The sequence below is a fragment of the Kitasatospora sp. NPDC051705 genome, from assembly GCF_044453265.1.
Classification (GTDB): domain Bacteria; phylum Actinomycetota; class Actinomycetes; order Streptomycetales; family Streptomycetaceae; genus Kitasatospora.
This window is the reverse complement of the sequence record NZ_JBITCO010000002.1, coordinates 29,324-45,984: the sequence shown is the minus strand read 5'-3', so window position 1 is coordinate 45,984 and position 16,661 is coordinate 29,324. Positions and strand designations below refer to the sequence as shown.

16 protein-coding genes are annotated in these 16,661 nt (G+C 77.2%); 11 read left to right on the top strand and 5 right to left on the bottom strand.

Features of this window, described 5'->3' with window-relative positions; genetic code table 11:
* Nucleotides 1-55: 55 nt before the first annotated feature.
* Nucleotides 56-802: a 2,3-dihydro-2,3-dihydroxybenzoate dehydrogenase gene (locus ACIA8Q_RS02905; RefSeq protein ID WP_387897481.1), complete on the bottom strand. Its 747-nt coding sequence runs from the start codon at nucleotides 800-802 to the stop codon at nucleotides 56-58.
* Between the two features lie 264 nt (nucleotides 803-1,066).
* On the opposite strand from ACIA8Q_RS02905, the gene ACIA8Q_RS02900 reads away from it, so the two are divergent.
* From ACIA8Q_RS02900 to ACIA8Q_RS02890, 3 genes are read left to right on the top strand one after another with little or no spacing between them, the layout of a single operon-like run.
* A complete protein-coding gene (locus tag ACIA8Q_RS02900) occupies nucleotides 1,067-2,470 on the top strand; it encodes an MFS transporter (RefSeq protein WP_396316672.1) in 1,404 nt (467 codons plus the stop codon).
* Nucleotides 2,467-3,090: a TetR/AcrR family transcriptional regulator gene (locus ACIA8Q_RS02895; RefSeq protein ID WP_360205125.1), complete on the top strand. Its 624-nt coding sequence runs from the start codon at nucleotides 2,467-2,469 to the stop codon at nucleotides 3,088-3,090. The genes ACIA8Q_RS02900 and ACIA8Q_RS02895 overlap by 4 nt, the downstream gene beginning before the upstream one ends.
* A 55-nt stretch (nucleotides 3,091-3,145) precedes the next feature.
* Nucleotides 3,146-3,853 carry a siderophore-interacting protein gene (locus tag ACIA8Q_RS02890; protein WP_360205122.1) on the top strand — a complete coding sequence of 236 codons (708 nt, stop codon included), beginning with the start codon at nucleotides 3,146-3,148 and terminating at the stop codon, nucleotides 3,851-3,853.
* 103 nt (nucleotides 3,854-3,956) lie between these two features.
* Here ACIA8Q_RS02890 and ACIA8Q_RS02885 read toward each other — a convergent pair whose 3' ends face one another.
* Nucleotides 3,957-5,228, bottom strand: a complete 1,272-nt coding sequence (locus ACIA8Q_RS02885) for a CapA family protein (protein ID WP_360205119.1) — start codon at nucleotides 5,226-5,228, stop codon at nucleotides 3,957-3,959.
* Between the two features lie 253 nt (nucleotides 5,229-5,481).
* On the opposite strand from ACIA8Q_RS02885, the gene ACIA8Q_RS02880 reads away from it, so the two are divergent.
* From ACIA8Q_RS02880 to ACIA8Q_RS02865, 4 genes are all read left to right on the top strand, one after another.
* Nucleotides 5,482-6,303, top strand: a complete 822-nt coding sequence (locus tag ACIA8Q_RS02880) for a universal stress protein (RefSeq protein WP_360205116.1) — start codon at nucleotides 5,482-5,484, stop codon at nucleotides 6,301-6,303.
* Nucleotides 6,304-6,462: 159 nt separating this feature from the next.
* Entirely contained in the window at nucleotides 6,463-7,713 is a 1,251-nt protein-coding gene (locus ACIA8Q_RS02875; protein ID WP_360205114.1) for a M48 family metalloprotease, read from the top strand.
* Between the two features lie 30 nt (nucleotides 7,714-7,743).
* Nucleotides 7,744-8,166, top strand: a complete 423-nt coding sequence (locus ACIA8Q_RS02870) for a MarR family transcriptional regulator (protein WP_360205111.1) — start codon at nucleotides 7,744-7,746, stop codon at nucleotides 8,164-8,166.
* Between the two features lie 163 nt (nucleotides 8,167-8,329).
* Nucleotides 8,330-9,421: a PP2C family protein-serine/threonine phosphatase gene (locus ACIA8Q_RS02865; protein WP_396316671.1), complete on the top strand. Its 1,092-nt coding sequence runs from the start codon at nucleotides 8,330-8,332 to the stop codon at nucleotides 9,419-9,421.
* Between the two features lie 97 nt (nucleotides 9,422-9,518).
* Here ACIA8Q_RS02865 and ACIA8Q_RS02860 read toward each other — a convergent pair whose 3' ends face one another.
* Both ACIA8Q_RS02860 and ACIA8Q_RS02855 read right to left on the bottom strand, forming a co-directional pair.
* Nucleotides 9,519-10,946: an ABC transporter substrate-binding protein gene (locus ACIA8Q_RS02860; protein ID WP_396316763.1), complete on the bottom strand. Its 1,428-nt coding sequence runs from the start codon at nucleotides 10,944-10,946 to the stop codon at nucleotides 9,519-9,521.
* Nucleotides 10,943-11,524: a hypothetical protein gene (locus ACIA8Q_RS02855; protein ID WP_396316670.1), complete on the bottom strand. Its 582-nt coding sequence runs from the start codon at nucleotides 11,522-11,524 to the stop codon at nucleotides 10,943-10,945. The genes ACIA8Q_RS02860 and ACIA8Q_RS02855 overlap by 4 nt, the downstream gene beginning before the upstream one ends.
* A 104-nt stretch (nucleotides 11,525-11,628) precedes the next feature.
* On the opposite strand from ACIA8Q_RS02855, the gene ACIA8Q_RS02850 reads away from it, so the two are divergent.
* From ACIA8Q_RS02850 to ACIA8Q_RS02835, 4 genes are read left to right on the top strand one after another with little or no spacing between them, the layout of a single operon-like run.
* Nucleotides 11,629-12,204, top strand: a complete 576-nt coding sequence (locus ACIA8Q_RS02850) for a hypothetical protein (RefSeq protein WP_396316669.1) — start codon at nucleotides 11,629-11,631, stop codon at nucleotides 12,202-12,204.
* Nucleotides 12,205-12,208: 4 nt separating this feature from the next.
* Entirely contained in the window at nucleotides 12,209-14,242 is a 2,034-nt protein-coding gene (locus tag ACIA8Q_RS02845; RefSeq protein WP_396316668.1) for an ABC transporter permease, read from the top strand.
* Nucleotides 14,239-14,982, top strand: coding sequence for an ATP-binding cassette domain-containing protein (locus ACIA8Q_RS02840; RefSeq protein WP_360205094.1), 744 nt, complete (start codon nucleotides 14,239-14,241; stop codon nucleotides 14,980-14,982). Before ACIA8Q_RS02845 ends, ACIA8Q_RS02840 begins: the two co-directional genes overlap by 4 nt.
* A 43-nt stretch (nucleotides 14,983-15,025) precedes the next feature.
* The gene (locus ACIA8Q_RS02835) at nucleotides 15,026-15,694 is read left to right on the top strand and encodes an ATP-binding cassette domain-containing protein (RefSeq protein WP_360205091.1); all 669 of its coding nucleotides are present in this window, start codon (nucleotides 15,026-15,028) and stop codon (nucleotides 15,692-15,694) included.
* Nucleotides 15,695-15,774: 80 nt separating this feature from the next.
* Here ACIA8Q_RS02835 and ACIA8Q_RS02830 read toward each other — a convergent pair whose 3' ends face one another.
* The gene (locus ACIA8Q_RS02830) at nucleotides 15,775-16,563 is read right to left on the bottom strand and encodes an SDR family NAD(P)-dependent oxidoreductase (RefSeq protein WP_360205088.1); all 789 of its coding nucleotides are present in this window, start codon (nucleotides 16,561-16,563) and stop codon (nucleotides 15,775-15,777) included.
* Between the last annotated feature and the right edge of the window lie 98 nt (nucleotides 16,564-16,661).

Genomic DNA, 16,661 nt, shown 5'->3' with positions numbered 1-16,661 from the left:
GAACGGGGAGGAGGGGAACGGGGCAGGACGGGCCCGGAGCGGGCCCGGCGACGGGTCAGGCCCGCAGGGTGGCGCCGCCGTCGACGTACAGGTCGTGCATGGTGATGTGCCGGGCGCGGTCCGAGGCGAGGAAGACGACGGCCTCGGCGATGTCGGCTGGTGCGGCGATCCGCCCGAGCGGGATGCCGACCCGCCAGGAGCCCGGGTCGCCCTCGACGACGCGCCGTTCGGCGGCCTCGGCGTCCTCGCCCCAGAGCGCCCGCTGCATCGCCGTGTCGGTCGAGCCGGGCGAGACGATGTTGCAGCGCACACCGGAGCGGGCCAGCTCCAGCCCGAGACAGCGGGTGAACATGGTGGCCGCCGCCTTGGACGCCGCGTACGCGGCCATGCCGGCCCGCGGCACCCCGGCGGCGTTGGAGCCGACGGTGACCACGGCGCCGCGGCCGCGGCCGGCCATCCGGCCGCCGACGGTGCGACAGGTGTGGAAGACCCCGGTGGTGTTGACCGCGAAGGTGTCCGCCCAGTCCTGGTCGGTGAGTTCGACGGCGGGCGCGGTGCGCAGGATGCCGGCGACGTTCACCAGCACGTCCACCGGCCCGAGTCGGCGCTCGATGCCGTCGACGGCGGCCTCCACCGCGCGGGCGTCCGAGACGTCCAGCTCGTAGGGGTGTACGGCGGCCGTGTGCTCCGCGAGCGCCGCGAGCGCGCCGGGGTTGCGGTCCACCGCCGCGACGACGGCTCCCTCGGCGGCGAGCGCCCGGGCGACGGCGGCACCGATGCCCTGCCCGGCTCCGGTGACCATCGCGACGGTACCGGCGAATTCGGACTGTTGCACGGGACATCCCCTCCGACCAGCAAGATTAGGCAAGCCTAACCTAACACATTTGTTCGCCTGCACCGAGAGTCTGCGCGACCGTCAACTCCCCACCTCGCCGACCGACTCCACCCCGCCTCGGCCCGATGCGGCATCGAATCTGGACGCAACGTTGCGTCTAGTGCTAGCTTCCGACCCATCGAAGCGCAACGCAACGTTGCGTCCACTTTCCGCTCCGAAGGGAGCACCCTCATGCCCTCAGGGCCACCCACCCCCGCCACCGGAACCGGCGGCACCACCGGCGCCCGCACACCCGGCCCCGACCCCCACAGCGCCGGCCCCGACCCCCGCACGCCCGGCCCCGACCCCCACAGCGCCGGCCCCGACCCCCGCACACCCGGCCCCGACCCCCACAGCGCCGGCCCCGCCGCCCCGGGCCGCCGCCTCGCCCGGGCCGCCCTGGCCTTCGCCTTCTGGACCACCATGGCCGGCACCACCGTGCCGACCCCGCTCTACCCGCTCTACCAACACGCTCTGGGCTTCACCCCGTTGACGGTCACGGTGATCTTCGCGGTGTACGCGGCGGGAGTGGTCGCCGGGCTGGTCGCCCTGGGCCGGCTCTCCGACGAGATCGGCCGCCGCCCCGTCCTCGCCCTCGGCCTGCTGCTCGCCGCGGGTGCCGCAGGCCTGTTCGAGGCCGCCGACTCGCTGCCCTGGCTGCTCGCCGCCCGGGTGCTGTCCGGCCTCGCCGCCGCCCTGGTCACCGGCGCCGCCACCGCCGCCCTGCTCGACCTCGCCCCGCCGGAGCGTCGGCTGCGCGCCCAGACCGTCGCCCTCGCGGCGAACATGGGCGGCCTGGCCGGCGGCACCCTGCTGGCCGGACTGCTCGCCGAGTGGGCCGGCTCCCCGCTGCGGCTGCCGTGGACGGTGATGCTGGTCCTCACGGGCGTGGCCCTGGTGGGCCTGCTCGCGGTGCCGGAGACCGTCACCGCGCCGGTCGGCTTCCGGCCGCGGCTCCAGCCGCTGCGCGTGCCCGCCGCCGTCCGCCCGGCGTTCCGGCGCGCGGCGGTCGCCGGCGGCTCCGGCTTCGCCGTGCTCGGCGTGCTGACCGCGGTCAGCGGGCTCTTCCTGGCGACCGTCCTCGGACTGCACGACCACGCGCTGGCCGGGCTGGTGGTCTGCCTCGCCTTCGCCGCCACGGCCGTCGGGCAACTGCTCGCCCGGAGCCTGCCGAAGGCCCGCGCCCTGCCCGCCGCCTGCGCCGGACTGGTGCTGGCCGCCGCGCTCGTCGCGACGGCCCTGCTCACCTCCTCGCTCACGCCGCTGCTGCTCGGTGCGGGGGTGAACGGCCTGGCCACCGGGACGGCCGTGGCGACCGGACTCGGCACCGTCAACGGCGGGGTCCCGCCGGAGCGGCGCGGCGAGGCGGTCTCCGCGTTCTTCGCGGTGCTCTACACCATGCTGTCGGTGCCGGTGGTCGGCGTCGGCCTGCTGATCCGGGCCACCGACCTGCGCACGGCCGGGGTCGTCTTCAGCGCCGTCGTCGCCCTCCTGGCGCTCGCGGTCGCCGCCGGGCTGCTCCGCAGCGGTGGCACCGCTGCACCCGGGCACCGGGAGGACGCGGCCCGGGCACCGCAGGGACGCGTGAGAGGATGACCCCGGCCGAGCCGTACCCCCGCCCGCGTGAGGACCCCAGCACCATCGCCAGCCAGCCCAGCCCCGCCACCGCCGGCACCCGCGCCACCAGCGGCCGCCGCAGCGAGGCCGCGCGCCTGGCCGTCCTGAACGCCGCCGACGACCTCCTGGTCGAGCACGGCTTCGAGGCGCTCACCATCGAGGGCATCGCGGCGGCCGCGGGGGTCGCCAAGCAGACCATCTACCGCTGGTGGAAGTCGAAGGTCGACATCCTCTTCGACAACCTGGTGCTGGACGCCGAAGGCGCCCTCGCCTGGCCCGAGCCCGCCGACCTGCGCGGCTACGTCCACCTGCACGCCCGCTTCCTCGCCGAGGAACCGGCCGGCAAGGTCCTGCTCGCCCTCCTCGGGCACGCCCAACTCGACGCCCGAACGGCCGAGTTGCTGCACACCGGATTCCTCGACGGGCTGCGCGCCCGGGACGTCTCCCTGGTCCGCGAGCAGCTCGGCCTGACCGAGGACGACGCCGCCGCGCTGCTCGACGCGCTGCTGGCCCCGCTCTACCACCGCGCCCTGGTGCTGCGCCGCCCGCTGGACACCGCCTTCGTGTCCGCGCTCGTCGACCGCCACCTCCCGCGCTGACCCCACCTTCCTCCAGCCCGGCGCGCGACCGCCCCGGGCCGATCCAGGAGTCGCCGTGTTCCGACGCCTGCGCCCCACGCACGACGTGGTGCTGACCGCCGTCACCCCGCTCACCCCCACCCTCACCCGGCTCACCTTCGCCGGGCCCACCCTGGCCGCCCTCGGCGTCGAGTTCCCCACCCAGTGGGTGAAGTTGGCGATCCCCGACGGCCAGTCCCGGGCCTACACCATCCGCCACCACCGCCCCGCGCAGCAGGAGGTCGACCTGGACGTCGTGCTGCACGGCGGCGGGCCGCTCTCCCGGTGGGCCTCCGTCGCCAGGCCCGGCGCACGCGCCCGGCTGGTCGGGCCGCGCGGTGGACGCCCCGCGCTCGACGGCGCGGCGCACCTGCTGCTGGCAGCCGACGAGAGCGCCCTGCCCGCGGCGCTCAGCCTGCTCGAACAGCTCCCGGCGGGCACCCGGGTGTCCGCCCACTTCGAGATCGCCACCGCCGCGGACGCCCTCCCCCTCGCCACCCGTGCCGATCTGACGGTGCGCTGGCTGCCGCGCGACGCGGGCGGCGGCCACGGCGTTCCCGGCGACAAGGGCCGTCTGTTCGCCCGCTCCGCCACCGCCGCCGAGCCGCCGCCCGGCTCCGCGGCCTGGGTCGCCGGCGAGGCCTCGGCCGTCGACGACGTCCGTCGCCACCTGCTCGCCGGGCGGGCCGTCCCCCGCGAGCTGCTCCACGCCAAGGGCTACTGGCGGCACGGCCGCCCGCTCTGACACCGCTGTCCGGGGCCGGGTCCCGCCTGCGGCGCTCCCGGTCCGGCGGCGACGGGCCGCCGCAGGACCGGCGCGGGCGGAGAACGCGCGCCCTCGGCCGCGGTCAGCGCGCCGGTGTCGCCGGCGCCCCGGCCGCGGGAGCCCCGGTCGCCCGGCCCGCCCCCGTCGGGCGGGGCGTCGCCGGACCCGACCCGGTCGGCGCCGCGCCGGCCCCGGACGCCGCGCCGGCCCCGGGTGCCGCCGGGGCCGGGGCGAGGCCGGCGCAGCCGCGCAGGGAGTCCCGGCGCTTGAGGGCGGCCTCGGCGGCGGCACCCGTGACGGGCTGCGGAACGCCCTTGTCGTCGATGGTCGCCGGGGCGAAGGCCTCCCCGTCCACCTTGCCGTCCTTGCCGATGGTGAGGGTGGTGACGCCGGTCTCGTTGGAGAAGGCGTAGTTGGAGGTGCCGTACCAGAGGAAGTTGCCGAAGCCGTAGCCGACGTAGGTGCTGCCCAGCATGCCGGAGCCGACCATGGTGTGGGCGTGGGTGCCGACCACCGCGGTGGCGCCGGCGGCGGCGAGCTTCTTGGCGATGGTGGTCTGCGGGCCGGTCGGGCAGGCCTTGCCCTCGTCCCCCCAGTGCAGGTAGACGAGGACGACGGGCGCCTGCCGCTTCGCCGCCTCGACCGCCTTGACCACGGCGGGGACGTCCAGGGCCGAGGCGATGCCCGGCTTGTTGGCGCCGGCCCGCCACTTCTGGTTGGTGAGGTCCTCCACCTGGCTGGCGGCGACCACCGCGACCTTCACGCCGCGCACGGTGGTGACGTAGGGGGCGTACGCCTCCTTGGCGTCGTGGCCGACGCCGACGACCGGGATCGGCGAGGAGTCCTTGGCGGCGAGGGTGTCGGCGAGGCCGTCGGCGCCGAAGTCGACGGCGTGGTTGTTGGCCATCGAGACGACGTCGACGCCGGAGTCCTTGAGCGCCGAGAGCGCCTTGGGCGAGGTGCGGAAGGTGTAGGTCTTCGGCTCGGGGGCGCCGCGATCGGTGATCGCGGTCTCCAGGTTGAGCACGGAGAGGTCGGCGTCGGCGAGCGTCCGGGAGAGCGGGCCGAGGGCCGGCTCGGGCGGCTGGACGGCGAGCCTGGCCTCGGTGCGGCCCTCGAAGTGGACGTCCCCGGCGAAGGCGACGGTGATGCTGCCGTCGGGCCGGGGCGTGGTGGTGTCCTTCCCGCCGGTGCTCCCGGTGGGGGCGGCGCCGGGGGTGGCGGCCGGGCTGCTCGCCGCGGCGGAGGCGGCGGGGCTCGCGGCGGCGGGTGCCGGGTCGGGGTCGTCCGGGCCGCAGGCGGTGACGGCGGTCAGCCCGACGAGCAGCGCGACGGCGGCCGCGGCACGGCGCATGAGTGGTTCCCCCCGAGGTCGATCCGAGCGCGGTCAGCCTACGCCACGGCTCCGCCACCCCTCCGCCCCGGATCCGCAACATTTCGGACACAGGCCGACACGGCGACCCGCTCCGGCCCCAGTGGGCCCGTCCGTCCCGACCGGCACGCGGACCGGGCCGTCCCGTCCCTGGCGCTCCGCCCGCCCGGGCGGGCAGCGTGGAGGAGGGGGCCGCCCGACACGGGCGGCGGGCCCGTTCCGGAGGTGGTTCGTCATGGGCAGCATCGAGGCCGTCGCCGGCCGCTCGCGCCGGATCGTGGTCGGCATCGACGGTTCGGCGCCGTCGAGGGCCGCACTGCGCTGGGCGGTCGACCAGGCCGCGCTGACCGGGGCGGTGGTGGACGCCGTCGCGGCCTGGGAGTACCCGTCGCTGTACGGCTGGTACATGCCGGTGGTGGACGACGGCTTCGAGCAGACGGCCCGGCGCACCCTGACCACCGAGGTGGACGAGGTGCTGGGGCGCGACCGCCCGGTGGAGGTCCGGGAGAGCCTGCTGCCCGGGCACGCCGCCGAGGTGCTGCTGGAGGCGGCCGAGGAGGCGGACCTGCTGGTGCTGGGCAGCCGGGGGCGCGGCACCTTCGCCCGGACGCTGCTCGGGTCGGTCAGCGTCCGCTGCGCCGTGCACGGGACCTGCCCGGTGGTGATCGTGCGCGCCGACGGGACGGCCTCGGCCGCACCGCGCGTCCCGGCGGAGGCGGCGGAGGCGGCAGGGGCGGCGGTCCGGCCGGAGGCGCCCGTCGCGGCGCGGTCGACGGTCGGCGAGGAGCCCGGCGGACCGGGCCCCGATCCCGTCCGCACCAAGGACTGGCAGCTCAGCCTGCACGTGGTCGAGGACGGCGGCACCACCCGGGTGCACGCCGTGCTGGACGCCGACGGCACCGTGCTGCACAGCGACGCCCTCGCCCGCCGCGGCCCGTTCGACGCCCCGGCGCCCGCCGTCGGGGACGAGTTCGCGGCCGGCCGCGCCCTGGTCGACCTCGGCCACCAGCTGCTGCGGGCCGGCGTCCACGGCGCCACCGGCCCGGCCGAGGACTGAGGGAGGCCCGGCCGGGGAGCGCCGGATGTGGCCCGCGGAGCACCGCACCGGCCGCCCCCGAGACCGGGGGCCGGGCGCCGACCGCCCGTGGTGCGGGATCCTGGAGCCCCGACCACCCCGACCACCCCGTCCGCCCGAACCCGGAGCCGCGAGCCGCCCATGGACGAGACCGTGACCACCCCGCCGGCCGATCCCGACCCCGATCCCGGAGCCGGAGCCGACGCCGGCCCCGGCGACTTCACCCCCGCCGAGCTCGCCCGCGGCCGCGCGCTGCGCCGCGCCCAGCTGCCGTGGGCGCTGGGCGGGCGGCTCGCCGGGCTGGCGCTGACCCTGCTGCTCGGTCTCACCCCGGCCGGGGCCGGCCTGGTCGTCGCCGTCGGGGGCTGGTTCGGCGGCTCCCGGACGGCCCAGGTGCTGGCGGGCGCGGCGGCGCTGCTGGTGCTGGGCCAGGCACTGCAGCTGCCGTTCGGCGCCCGGGTCCGGGTGGTCCGGGCCCGGTACGGGCTGGTGACGCAGGGCTGGGCCGGGTGGCTGTTGGACGCGCTGCGCGGTCTGGCGCTGGGCCTCGCGCTGGTGCTGCCGCTCGCGCTCGGGCTGTTCGCGCTGACCGCGTGGTCGCCGCGGTACTGGTGGGTGCCGGGGGCCGCGGCCGCGGCCGGGCTCACCGTGGCGCTCTCCTTCCTCCACCCGCTGCTGATCGAGCCGGTCTTCAACCGCTTCGCCCCGATGGCGCCGGGCGGGCTGCGCACCGCCCTGCTGGCGCTGGCGGAGCGGGACGGCGTGCGGGTGCGGGACGTGCTGGTGGCGGACGCCTCGCGGCGGACCACCGCGCTCAACGCCTACGTCTCGGGGCTGGGCGCGACCCGGCGGATCGTCGCCTACGACACCCTGGTGTCGACCGCGCAGCCCCGCGAGGTGGAGCTGGTGGTGGCGCACGAGCTGGGCCACGTGAAGCACCGGGACGTGCTGACGGGCACCGTGCTGGGCGCGTTGGGCGCCGCGGTGGCGGTGGCGGTGCTGGGCGTGCTGAGCGGCTGGGCGCCGCTGCTGTCGGCGGCCGGGGCGACGGACGCCGCGGATCCGCGGGCGCTGCCGCTGCTGGCGGCGTGCGCGGCGCTGCTGGGCGCGCTGTCGGGCCCGGCGCAGTGTGCGGTGAGCCGCCGGATCGAGGCCAGGGCGGACCGGCACGCGCTCGAACTGACGGCGGACCCCGAGCAGTTCGTCGCGATGCAGCGCAGACTGGCTCTGGCGAACGTCTCCGATGTCGACCCGCCGAGGGTGCTTGAGCTACTGTTCGCCACTCACCCGAGTACGACCCGCCGGATCGCCGCAGCCCGCGCCTGGGAAGCGGCCCGGGCCGGTCGGCCGTCGGGGGTGCGGCGCACGGGCCCGAGTGATTCCGTTGTATAGTGCAACAAATCTCGAGGAGGTAGGAACCCCGTGCCCGGCCGCCAGTCGTCCATCGACACCATCCAGCGCGAGCTGACCGCCTTCGCCCGCCGTGCCCGGCACAAGGCCTCCCAGCTGCACCCCGACCTCTCCCTGGTCACCTACAGCATCCTCGACCTGATCACCGAGCGCGGCGGCTGCCGGGCCGCCGACGTGGCCGCCCACTTCATGCTCGACAAGTCCACCGTCAGCCGCCAGGTCACCGCCCTGGAGAAGCTCGGCCTGCTGCGCCGCGAGGCCGACCCGGACGACCAGCGCGGCCAGATCCTGCGGGCCACCGAGGCCGGACTGACCCTGCTGCGGGACGCCAACGAGCAGCGCCGGCTGGCCTTCACGGCCCGCTTCACCGACTGGTCCGACGCGGACGTCGCCCGTTTCGCCGACTACCTGGCCCGCTACGGCGAAGAGGGCTGACGGCGGGGCGGCGCCGTCCGGGCCCGCCCGCCGGCTCCGGGTGCGCCGCACCGCCCGCACGGTGTACAGAGGAGGGGTGCCACTCCGGCAGCGTCCCCGTGACCCGCGCCCGCGCGACCGCCCCCGCGACCGCCGCCGTTCCTGGCGGCCCGACAGCCGGGTGATGACGGCCCTGTCTCTCGCGCTGATCGTCGTGATCACCGTCGTCGACATCGTCTCCCCGCCGGACATCCACCTCGGCCCGCTGCTGATCGTCGCCCCCGCGCTCACCGCCTCCGTCGCCGGGCCCCGGGCCACCGCCGCCGTCGCCCTGCTGGCCCTGGCCGGGCTCACCGTGATCGGCCTCGCCCGGGACGGCGTGACCACCGCCAACCACGAGACCCAGCTGGGTGCCCAGCTGGCCGTCTCCGTGCTGATCGTCGGCCTGCGGGTGCTGCGCGCCCGGCACGAGCGCGAGCTGGCCCAGGTCCGCTCGGTGTCCGAGGCCGCCCAGCGGGTGCTGCTGCGCCCGCTGCCGGAGCGGATCGGCCCGCTGCACCTGGCCTCCGTCTACCTGGCCGCCGAGGCCGAGGCGCAGGTCGGCGGCGACCTCTACGCGGCCGCCCGCACGACCACCGGCACCCGGCTGCTGGTCGGCGACGTCCGCGGCAAGGGCCTGCCCTCGCTGGGCGACGCGGCCCTGCTGCTCGGCGCCTTCCGCGCCGCCGCCCACCTGTACCCCGATCTGCCCGGCCTCGCCGCCTACCTGGACGGCACCGTCTGCTGGGGCCTCGCCCAGCCGGCCGAGCAGTCCCGCCCGCAGCGGGCGCCGGGCGAGGAGGCGGACGCGGCGGCGGAGGAGGGCGGGGAGTCCTTCATCACCGCCGTGCTGCTCGACATCCCCGACGACGGCTCGGCCGTCCGCCTGATCGACTGCGGCCACCCGCCGCCGCTGCTGCTGCGCCCCGACGGCATCACCACGCTGGCGGCCCGCCACCCGGCGCCGCCGCTCGGCCTGGGCGACCTCGCCCCGGTCCGGTACGAGACGGAGACCTTCCCCTTCCACCCTGGCGACCGGCTGTTGATCTACACCGACGGCGTGATCGAGGCCAGGGACGCGCACGGGCACTTCTACCCGCTCGCCGAACGCCTCGCGGCCCGGCAGGGCGAGAGCCCGGCCGTGCTGCTGAACCACCTGCACCGGGACCTGCTCGCCCACGCGGGCGGCCGGCTGGGCGACGACGCGGCGATGGTCGTGGTCGAGCGGCTGCCCTGATCGGCCCCGGAGCCCCGCGGCCCGGGCCCCGGTACGGCCCCCGTGGCCCCTGAACCGCCCCCGACGCCGCCCCGGATCCGCCCCTGCACCACCCCGGTCACGGCCGGTACGGCAGCTGCGGGACCTCGAAGCAGGTGGTCGTCATCGACGGCACCTGGGTGACCCAGCCGCCCCGGCCCGACTGCGCCGCGTCCTGCCAGCGGGCGGCGTTCAGACAGGCCCTGGTCGGCCCGCTGGGCGGCGGCTGCGGGACGAAGGAGGCGGGCAGGATCAGGCCGTGCGCGTCGTAGGGCTCGACGCGGTTCATGAAGGCCTCCGTGCAGGAGCGGGTCAGCGCGGCCCCGCAGGACGCCATCGCGTCGGCGAGCCACTGCGCGCCCGCCCAGCCCTCCAGTTCCCAGGCGGACAGCTGCGACCCGCGGTCCGGGTAGTACCGGGCCATCGCGGTGCGGAACTCGTGCACCGCCGGGTACTGCTCGTCCGCGTAGTTGAGGCTGGAGGAGGTCGCCCAGAGGACGTCGCGGCAGTTCGGCACGGCCTGGTAGTCGGTGCGCACCGACTCCGACCAGTTCTGCACGTTGGTGACCTTGGCCGTCAGCCCGACCCCGGCGTCGTCCAGGGCCCGGCACAGCGCCACGTTGCCCCGGGTGTCCATGGCGTCGAACAGCAGCTGTGAGCCGTCCGCCCGCACGGCCGCGGCGACCGCCTGGAAGTTCGGCAGCGCGAAGTCCACCGTCTGGAGCAGCACCCGGTAGCCCTCGGCCTCCAGCCCGGCCTTCAGCTGACCGGCGTAGCGGGCCGAGTCGGCCTGGTTGTAGGCGACCACGGCGGCGGTGCCCGCGCCCAGCCGCTCCCGGAAGAACCGGAACACCTCGGTGCTCTGGTAGAGCGTGCCGTTCCAGCCGACGGCCCGTCCGTCGCGCGGGGCGCTGCTGCCGTAGATCCCGTACAGGTGAGGCCAGCGGTCGTAGGCGGTGCCGATCGGCTGGCCGCCGACGTCCGGCACCGCCTGGGCGCTCACGTAGGGGGCGCCCGCGTAGTCCAGGACGCTGCCGCTGACGAAGGCGAAGACGTGCTCCCGGTCGATCAGCCGGTGCACGCAGTCCTGGTTGCCGATGCCGCTGCCGCCGTCGTCGCAGGTGAGGATCCGGACGGTGCGTCCGTGCAGGCCGCCGCGGTCGTCGAGGGCCTGGAAGAAGGCCTGGGCTCCGTAGCGCGGTCCGCTGAACACGTCGCCGCCGACGGGGCTGGTCGTCGAGGTGACGATGCCGACCCGGATCTCGGTGGCGCTGACGCCGGTGTCCGAGGCCGGGTTCCCGCCGGTGCTGCCGGGGCTGCCGGTGCCGCCGGCCGGGGTCGACCGGGCGGAGAAGGCGTCGGCCGGCAGCCGGGTCCCGCAGCCCGCGAGCGGCAGCAGCAGCGCCAGGACCGTCAGGACGGCCGCGAGCCCCGGCACCCCCGGGGCGCCGCCGGGCCGCCGGCGCGGCGTCGCGTCGACGGCCCGGCGGAGCGTCGGGGCCGTCATCTGCATCCGGGGATCGGGGTGCCGCTGGCGCCGCCGGCCTGGGTGATCAGGCCGCACAGGGTCGAGCGGGACACCTTCCAGGTGCCGTTCTCCAGGACGGCCTGGCCGGTCGCGGCGGGCTCGACGACGGTGCCCTGCAGGGAGAGCGAGTAGGTGACGGTGGCGTCGTTCGCGTCGGTGAACGCGACGTCGGTGACCTTCGCCTGCACCTGGCCGACCCGCGGGTCCTGTGCGAAGCCCTGCAGCGCCGGGAGCAGCGCGTCACCGCCCTGGAGCAGTTTGGCCTTGTCCGGGATCGGGGTGGCGGGGTCGAAGAACTTCTCCCAGTTGGCGGTGACCTCCGTCTTCGCGGCAGCCGGATCGGCGGGCGCCGTGCCGCCGGACGCGGTCGGCGAACCGCCGGAGGTGGCGCTCGCGGAGGCGCTCGGGCTCGCGGCGGCCGAGGTGGTCGCCGAGGACCCGGACGTGCTGCTGCTGCACGCGGCCGCCGTGGCCACCAGCAGCAGGGCGAGCAGCGCGCCCGCCGTCCGCCGGGCCGGGCCGCCGCCCGTGGGGGTGCCGCTTCGCGTCACGCGCATGGTGTTCCCTCTCGACTGCGCCGCCCGGTCCCGCTCGCGGTGTCCCGGATGCTGTTCCAGGCCGATCCTGGAAACGTCGCAAGTGACACCATCAAGGCGGATCCATGGACGAATCGCAATCCGGCGGAGGGACCACCCGCCCCGCGGCGGGGGCTTCCCCCGTCCGGCGCGGTGCCCGCCGGCTGCGGGCCGTCCGGGGCGGGCGGGAGTGGGCCGGCTGGATCCTCCTGGCGGTCGGGGCGGTGCTGTGCGTGCTCGGCTGGTACGGGGTCTCCGGCGAGCGCTTCGCCGAACAGCAGATCCCCTACCTGGCCTCCTCGACCGTTCCCGGCGCGGCCCTCATCGTCTCCGGCGCGGTGATCGTGGCCGTGCGCCCGCCGCCGCCGGACGGGCCCGGGGACGTCACCGGCCGACGGGTGGCCCGGCTGTACGAGCTGCTGGTCGAACCGGACGAGCCGCAGGGCGGCGGCGGGGCCGCCACCGGGCGGTGCGCCCTCCCCGGGGGCACCCACTACCACCGGCCGGACTGCCCGCTGGTCTCCGGCAAGGAGCGGGCCGGGGCGGTGGACGCGGCGGCCGTGCGGGACCGCTCGCTGACGCCCTGCCCGGTCTGCGAGCCGGACGGCGACCCGGACGGGCCCGCCACCCGTCCGGGCGAATCCGCCCCGCCCGGCGGGTGAACCGGTGGACGTCCTGCTCGCCGCGCCCGCCGACTCGCTCGGGCTCACCGTCGACCTCGCCCTCGCCGGGCTCACCGTGGGCTGCGCCGCCGCGCTCAGCGGCATCGGCCTGGTCGTCTGCCACCGCGCCACCGGCGTGCTCAACATCGCCCAGGGCGCCCAGGCGATGGCCGTCGCCTACCTGCTGCGGGACCTCGTCGTGGTCCGGCACTGGCCGGTGTGGCCCGCCGTCGCCTGCTGCCTGCTGCTGGTCGCCCCGGCGCTCGGCGTCCTGCTCGACGTCCTCGTCCACCGCCCCCTGCAGCGGCGCGGCGCCGGACCGGCCGAGACCATGGTCGCCGGGCTGGGCGTCTTCGTGCTGCTCATCGGCCTGGTCGTGCTGCTCTGGGGCCCGGCCCCGCTGGCCGGTGCCCCCTCCCCGCTCGGCGGCACCCCGATCCGGCTGCCCGGCGGGCACACCCTGCGGCCGGACACCGTCGCCCAGTTGGCCGCCATCCTCGTCCTCGGTCTCGGCGTCACCGCCGTCACCCGCTGGACCGGCTTCGGCCTGCGGCTGCGGGCCGTCGTGGACGACCGCCGCCTCGCCGCCCTCGCCGGGGTCGACGCCGACCGGCTCTCCGCCGCCGGATGGGCCTTCGGCACCTTCACCGCCGGGCTGGTCGGCGTCGCCCTCGCCCCCTACCTGCTGCTCGACCCGTACGGGCTGCCGCTGCTGGTGATGGAGACCATGGCGGTGGCCGTCGCCGCCCGGCTGCGCAGCATCCCGGTGGCCGTCGCGACCGGGCTCGGCCTCGGCGTCGCCCAGGCGGAACTCACCCGGCTCCGGCCGTCCGGCCAACTGCTGCCGCTGGTCCAGGCCGTGCAGTCCAACCTGTTCGTCATCGCGCTGCTCGTCACCGCCCTGCTGGCCGGCCCGCACATCACCGGCGGCAGCCACGACCTCGCGCCGCTGGCCGCCCGCCGGGCCCGGCCGGGTGGGGGCGGGCCCGGTGGGGGCGGGCCCGGTGGCGGCGGGCGCGGCGGCCGGGTCGCCGGGGCGGTCTGCCTGGTCCTGCTCCTGCTGCCGCTGGGCTTCCGCGGCAACGACCTGCGCAGCGCCCTGCTGGTGCCCGCGCTCGCCCTCGTCCTGCTCTCCGTCGTCGTCGTGACCGGCTACGGCGGGCAGATCTCGCTCGGCCAGGCCGGGTACGCGGGCCTGGGCGCGCTCGGTACCGGGCTGCTGATGTCCGGCCGGATCCCCGGCGTCCCACCGCTGCCCGCCCTGCCCGCGCTGCTGCTCGCCGTCCTGGCCACCGCGCCGCTCGGCCTGCTCACCGGCTGGCCCGCGATCCGGCGCCGCGGCCTGGCCCTCGCCCTCGTCACCTTCGCCGTCGGCACCGCGATGAGCCGCTTCGTCTTCCAGCAGCCCTACGCCACCACCGGGCTCACCCTGGACCGCCCCGCCCTGCTCAGCGGCGACCGGGCCTTCTACCTCGCCGAACTCCTCCTGCTCGGCCTCGGCCTGCTCACCGTCCGCGCCCTGCACCGGGGCCGCACCGGCCGCGCCCTCACCGCCGTGCGCGACCACGAGGCGGGCGCCACCGCGGCCGGGGTGGACGTCCCCGGCCTCAAGCTGCTCGCCTTCGTCGCCGGCGCCGCGCTCGCCGCGCTCGGCGGCGGCCTGATGGGCCTCGCCGGCCGGGCCTTCGACCCCGCCGCCTTCGACCCCGTCCGCGGTCTGCTCTGGTTCGCCGCCGTCGTCGTCGCCGGCGCCGACAGCGCGCTCGGCGCCGTCCTCGTCGCCGCCCTGCTCACCGGCCTCGACGCCGGCACCACCGCGGGCGTCTCCGCCGTCGCCGTCGGCGCCCTCGCCGTCGCGATCGGCCGTCTGCCCGGCGGCCTCGCCGCCCTTCCCGCCCGCCGGCCGCGGGCCACGGCGCCCCCGTTGCCCGCGTCCCGCCTCAGCCCGGCCGGCCGGCGCGTCCGGGCCCTGGTCGCCGCTCGGCCGGCCGACGAGCGGCGGCACCGGCCCTCCCGGGCGGACGGAGGTCCGCCGTGACCACCGCCGCCACCACGGCCACCGCCCGTCTCACCGCGCGCGGCATCGTGTACCGCTACGGCGGGATCGAGGCCGTCGCCGGGGTGGACCTGCTGGCGCCGCCGGGCCGGATCACCGCACTGATCGGCCCCAACGGCGCCGGCAAGAGCACCCTCTTCGACTGCCTCGCCGGCACCGTCCGCCCCGACGCGGGCCGGGTGCTGCTGGGCGGGCGGGACGTCACCCGGCTCGCCGCCCACCGGCGGGTGCGGCTCGGGCTGGCCCGGACCTTCCAGCAGATCGCCGTCTTCCCCACGCTCTCCGTCGCCGACAACGTCCGGGTCGGCGCCGAGCAGCACCGCGGCCGGCCCGACCCCCGGGCAGCCGCGGAGCGCACGGCCCGGGCGCTCGGACTGTTCGGGCTGCAGGACGTCGCCGCCGAGCCGGCCGCGGAGCAGCCGACCGGCGTGCTCCGGCTGGTGGAGCTGGCCCGGGCCCTGGCCGGCGGACCCAGGGTGCTCCTCCTGGACGAACCGGCCGCCGGACTGGACACCGCACAGACGGCCCGTCTGGTGACCGTCCTGCGCGGCCTCGCCGACCGCGGCATGGCCCTGCTGCTGGTCGAGCACGACGCCGAGCTGGTCGCCGAACTCGCCGACTCCGTCTACGCCCTGGCGGACGGCCGGCTCGTCGCCGGCGGGCCCACCCGCACCGTGCTGGCCGACCCCCGGGTCACCCGCGCCTGGCGGGGGGCCGGCTGATGTCCGCGGCACGCCCCCGGGCCGCCCGGGCAGGCGGCGCCCGGTGAGCGTCGAGCTCGCCCTGCAGGGCGCCCGGGTGCGGTACGGGCCGCTGGAGGCCCTGCACGGCGTCGGGCTCGCCGTGCCGGGCGGCGGCGTGACGGTGCTGCTCGGGCGCAACGGGGCCGGGCGGACGAGCGTGCTGCACGCGGTGGCCGGGCTGGTGCCTCTGTCGGGCGGGCGGGTGCTGTGGCGGGGGCGGGACGTCACGGGGTGGTCGGTGCACCGGCGGGTGCGGGCGGGGCTGGCGCTGGTGCCGGCGGAGCGGGGGGTGTTCGGGTCGCTGACGGTGGCCGAGCACCTGGGTCTGGGCGGCCCCGCCCGGTCGCGGGCGACGGCGCTGTTCCCGGAGCTGACCGCGCTGCTGGACCGGCGGGCGGGCACCCTCTCCGGCGGCCAGCAGCAACTGGTCGCGATCGGGCGGGCGTTGGCGGCCGACCCGGCGTTGCTGCTGCTCGACGAGCCGGAGCGCGGGCTGGCGCCCGCCGTGGCGGCCCGGCTGCACGCCCACCTGCTGGCGGGCACGGCCGCCGGCCGGACGGTGGTGCTGACCGCGCGGGCGCTGCCGCGCACCCTCGCCACGGCGTCGGTGGTGCACGTCCTGCACCGGGGCGAGGTGGTGTTCTCCGGCGAGCCCGCGGAGCTGGCGGGTTCCTGGACCACCGCGCGGTGACGGCGCCGATGCGCGGTGACCGCGCCGCTCACCGACGGCCGCGCCGCTCACCGAGGACCCGCCGCCGCGCGGTGACCGCGCTACTGCGCCAGGTACCCGCCGTCGACGGGCAGCACGGCGCCGGTGACGAAGGAGGCGTCGTCGGAGGCGAGGAAGAGCACGGCCGCCGCGACCTCGGCCGGGGTCCCGAGGCGCCCCATGGGATGCAGCCGCTCGATCCCGGCGAGGTACTCGGCGCCGCCCGGTTCGTCCCGGAGCCGGGCGACGCGCTCGGTGGTGATGGTGCCGGGCGCGACGGCGTTGACCCGGATGCCGCGGTCCGCCCACTCGACGGCGAGGTGCTTGGTGATGCCCGAGGCCACGAACTTGGCCGGGCCGTAGACGGCCTGGCCCCGCTGGCCGGCCTCGCCGGAGATGGAGGAGACGCAGACGACCGCGCCACCGGGCCGCTCCTGCGCGGCCATCGTCTGGATCGCGTACTTGCAGGTGAGGAACATGCCGCGGCCGTCGACGGCCATCACGCGGTCCCAGTCCTCGGCGGTGGCCTCGGTGACCTCCATCAGCGGGAGGACACCGGCGTTGGCCACCAGGACGTCGAGGCGGCCGTGCCGTTCGACGGCGGCCTCGACCATCCGGCGGGCGTCCTGGTCGAGGGAGACGTCGCCGACCACGGTGCTGACGGCGTGCGGCAGCCGGTCCGCGAGCCGGCGCAGACCGGCGGCGTCGACGTCGGTGGCGACCACCGACGCGCCCTCGCGGGCGAAGCGTTCGGCGACGGCCCTGCCGATGCCGCTGGCCGCGCCGGTCACCACGCAGACCCGGCCGGCCAGCCGGCCCACCGCGCCTCCGGTCTCGTTCACAGTCACCATGACGCCGGACTCTACCGATCGTCCGTCAGATTTCCTGGCAAGGCGCACAGTTGGGCGGCACGCCGGGGAGTCCAGCCGGGACGGCTCCTGCGTTGACG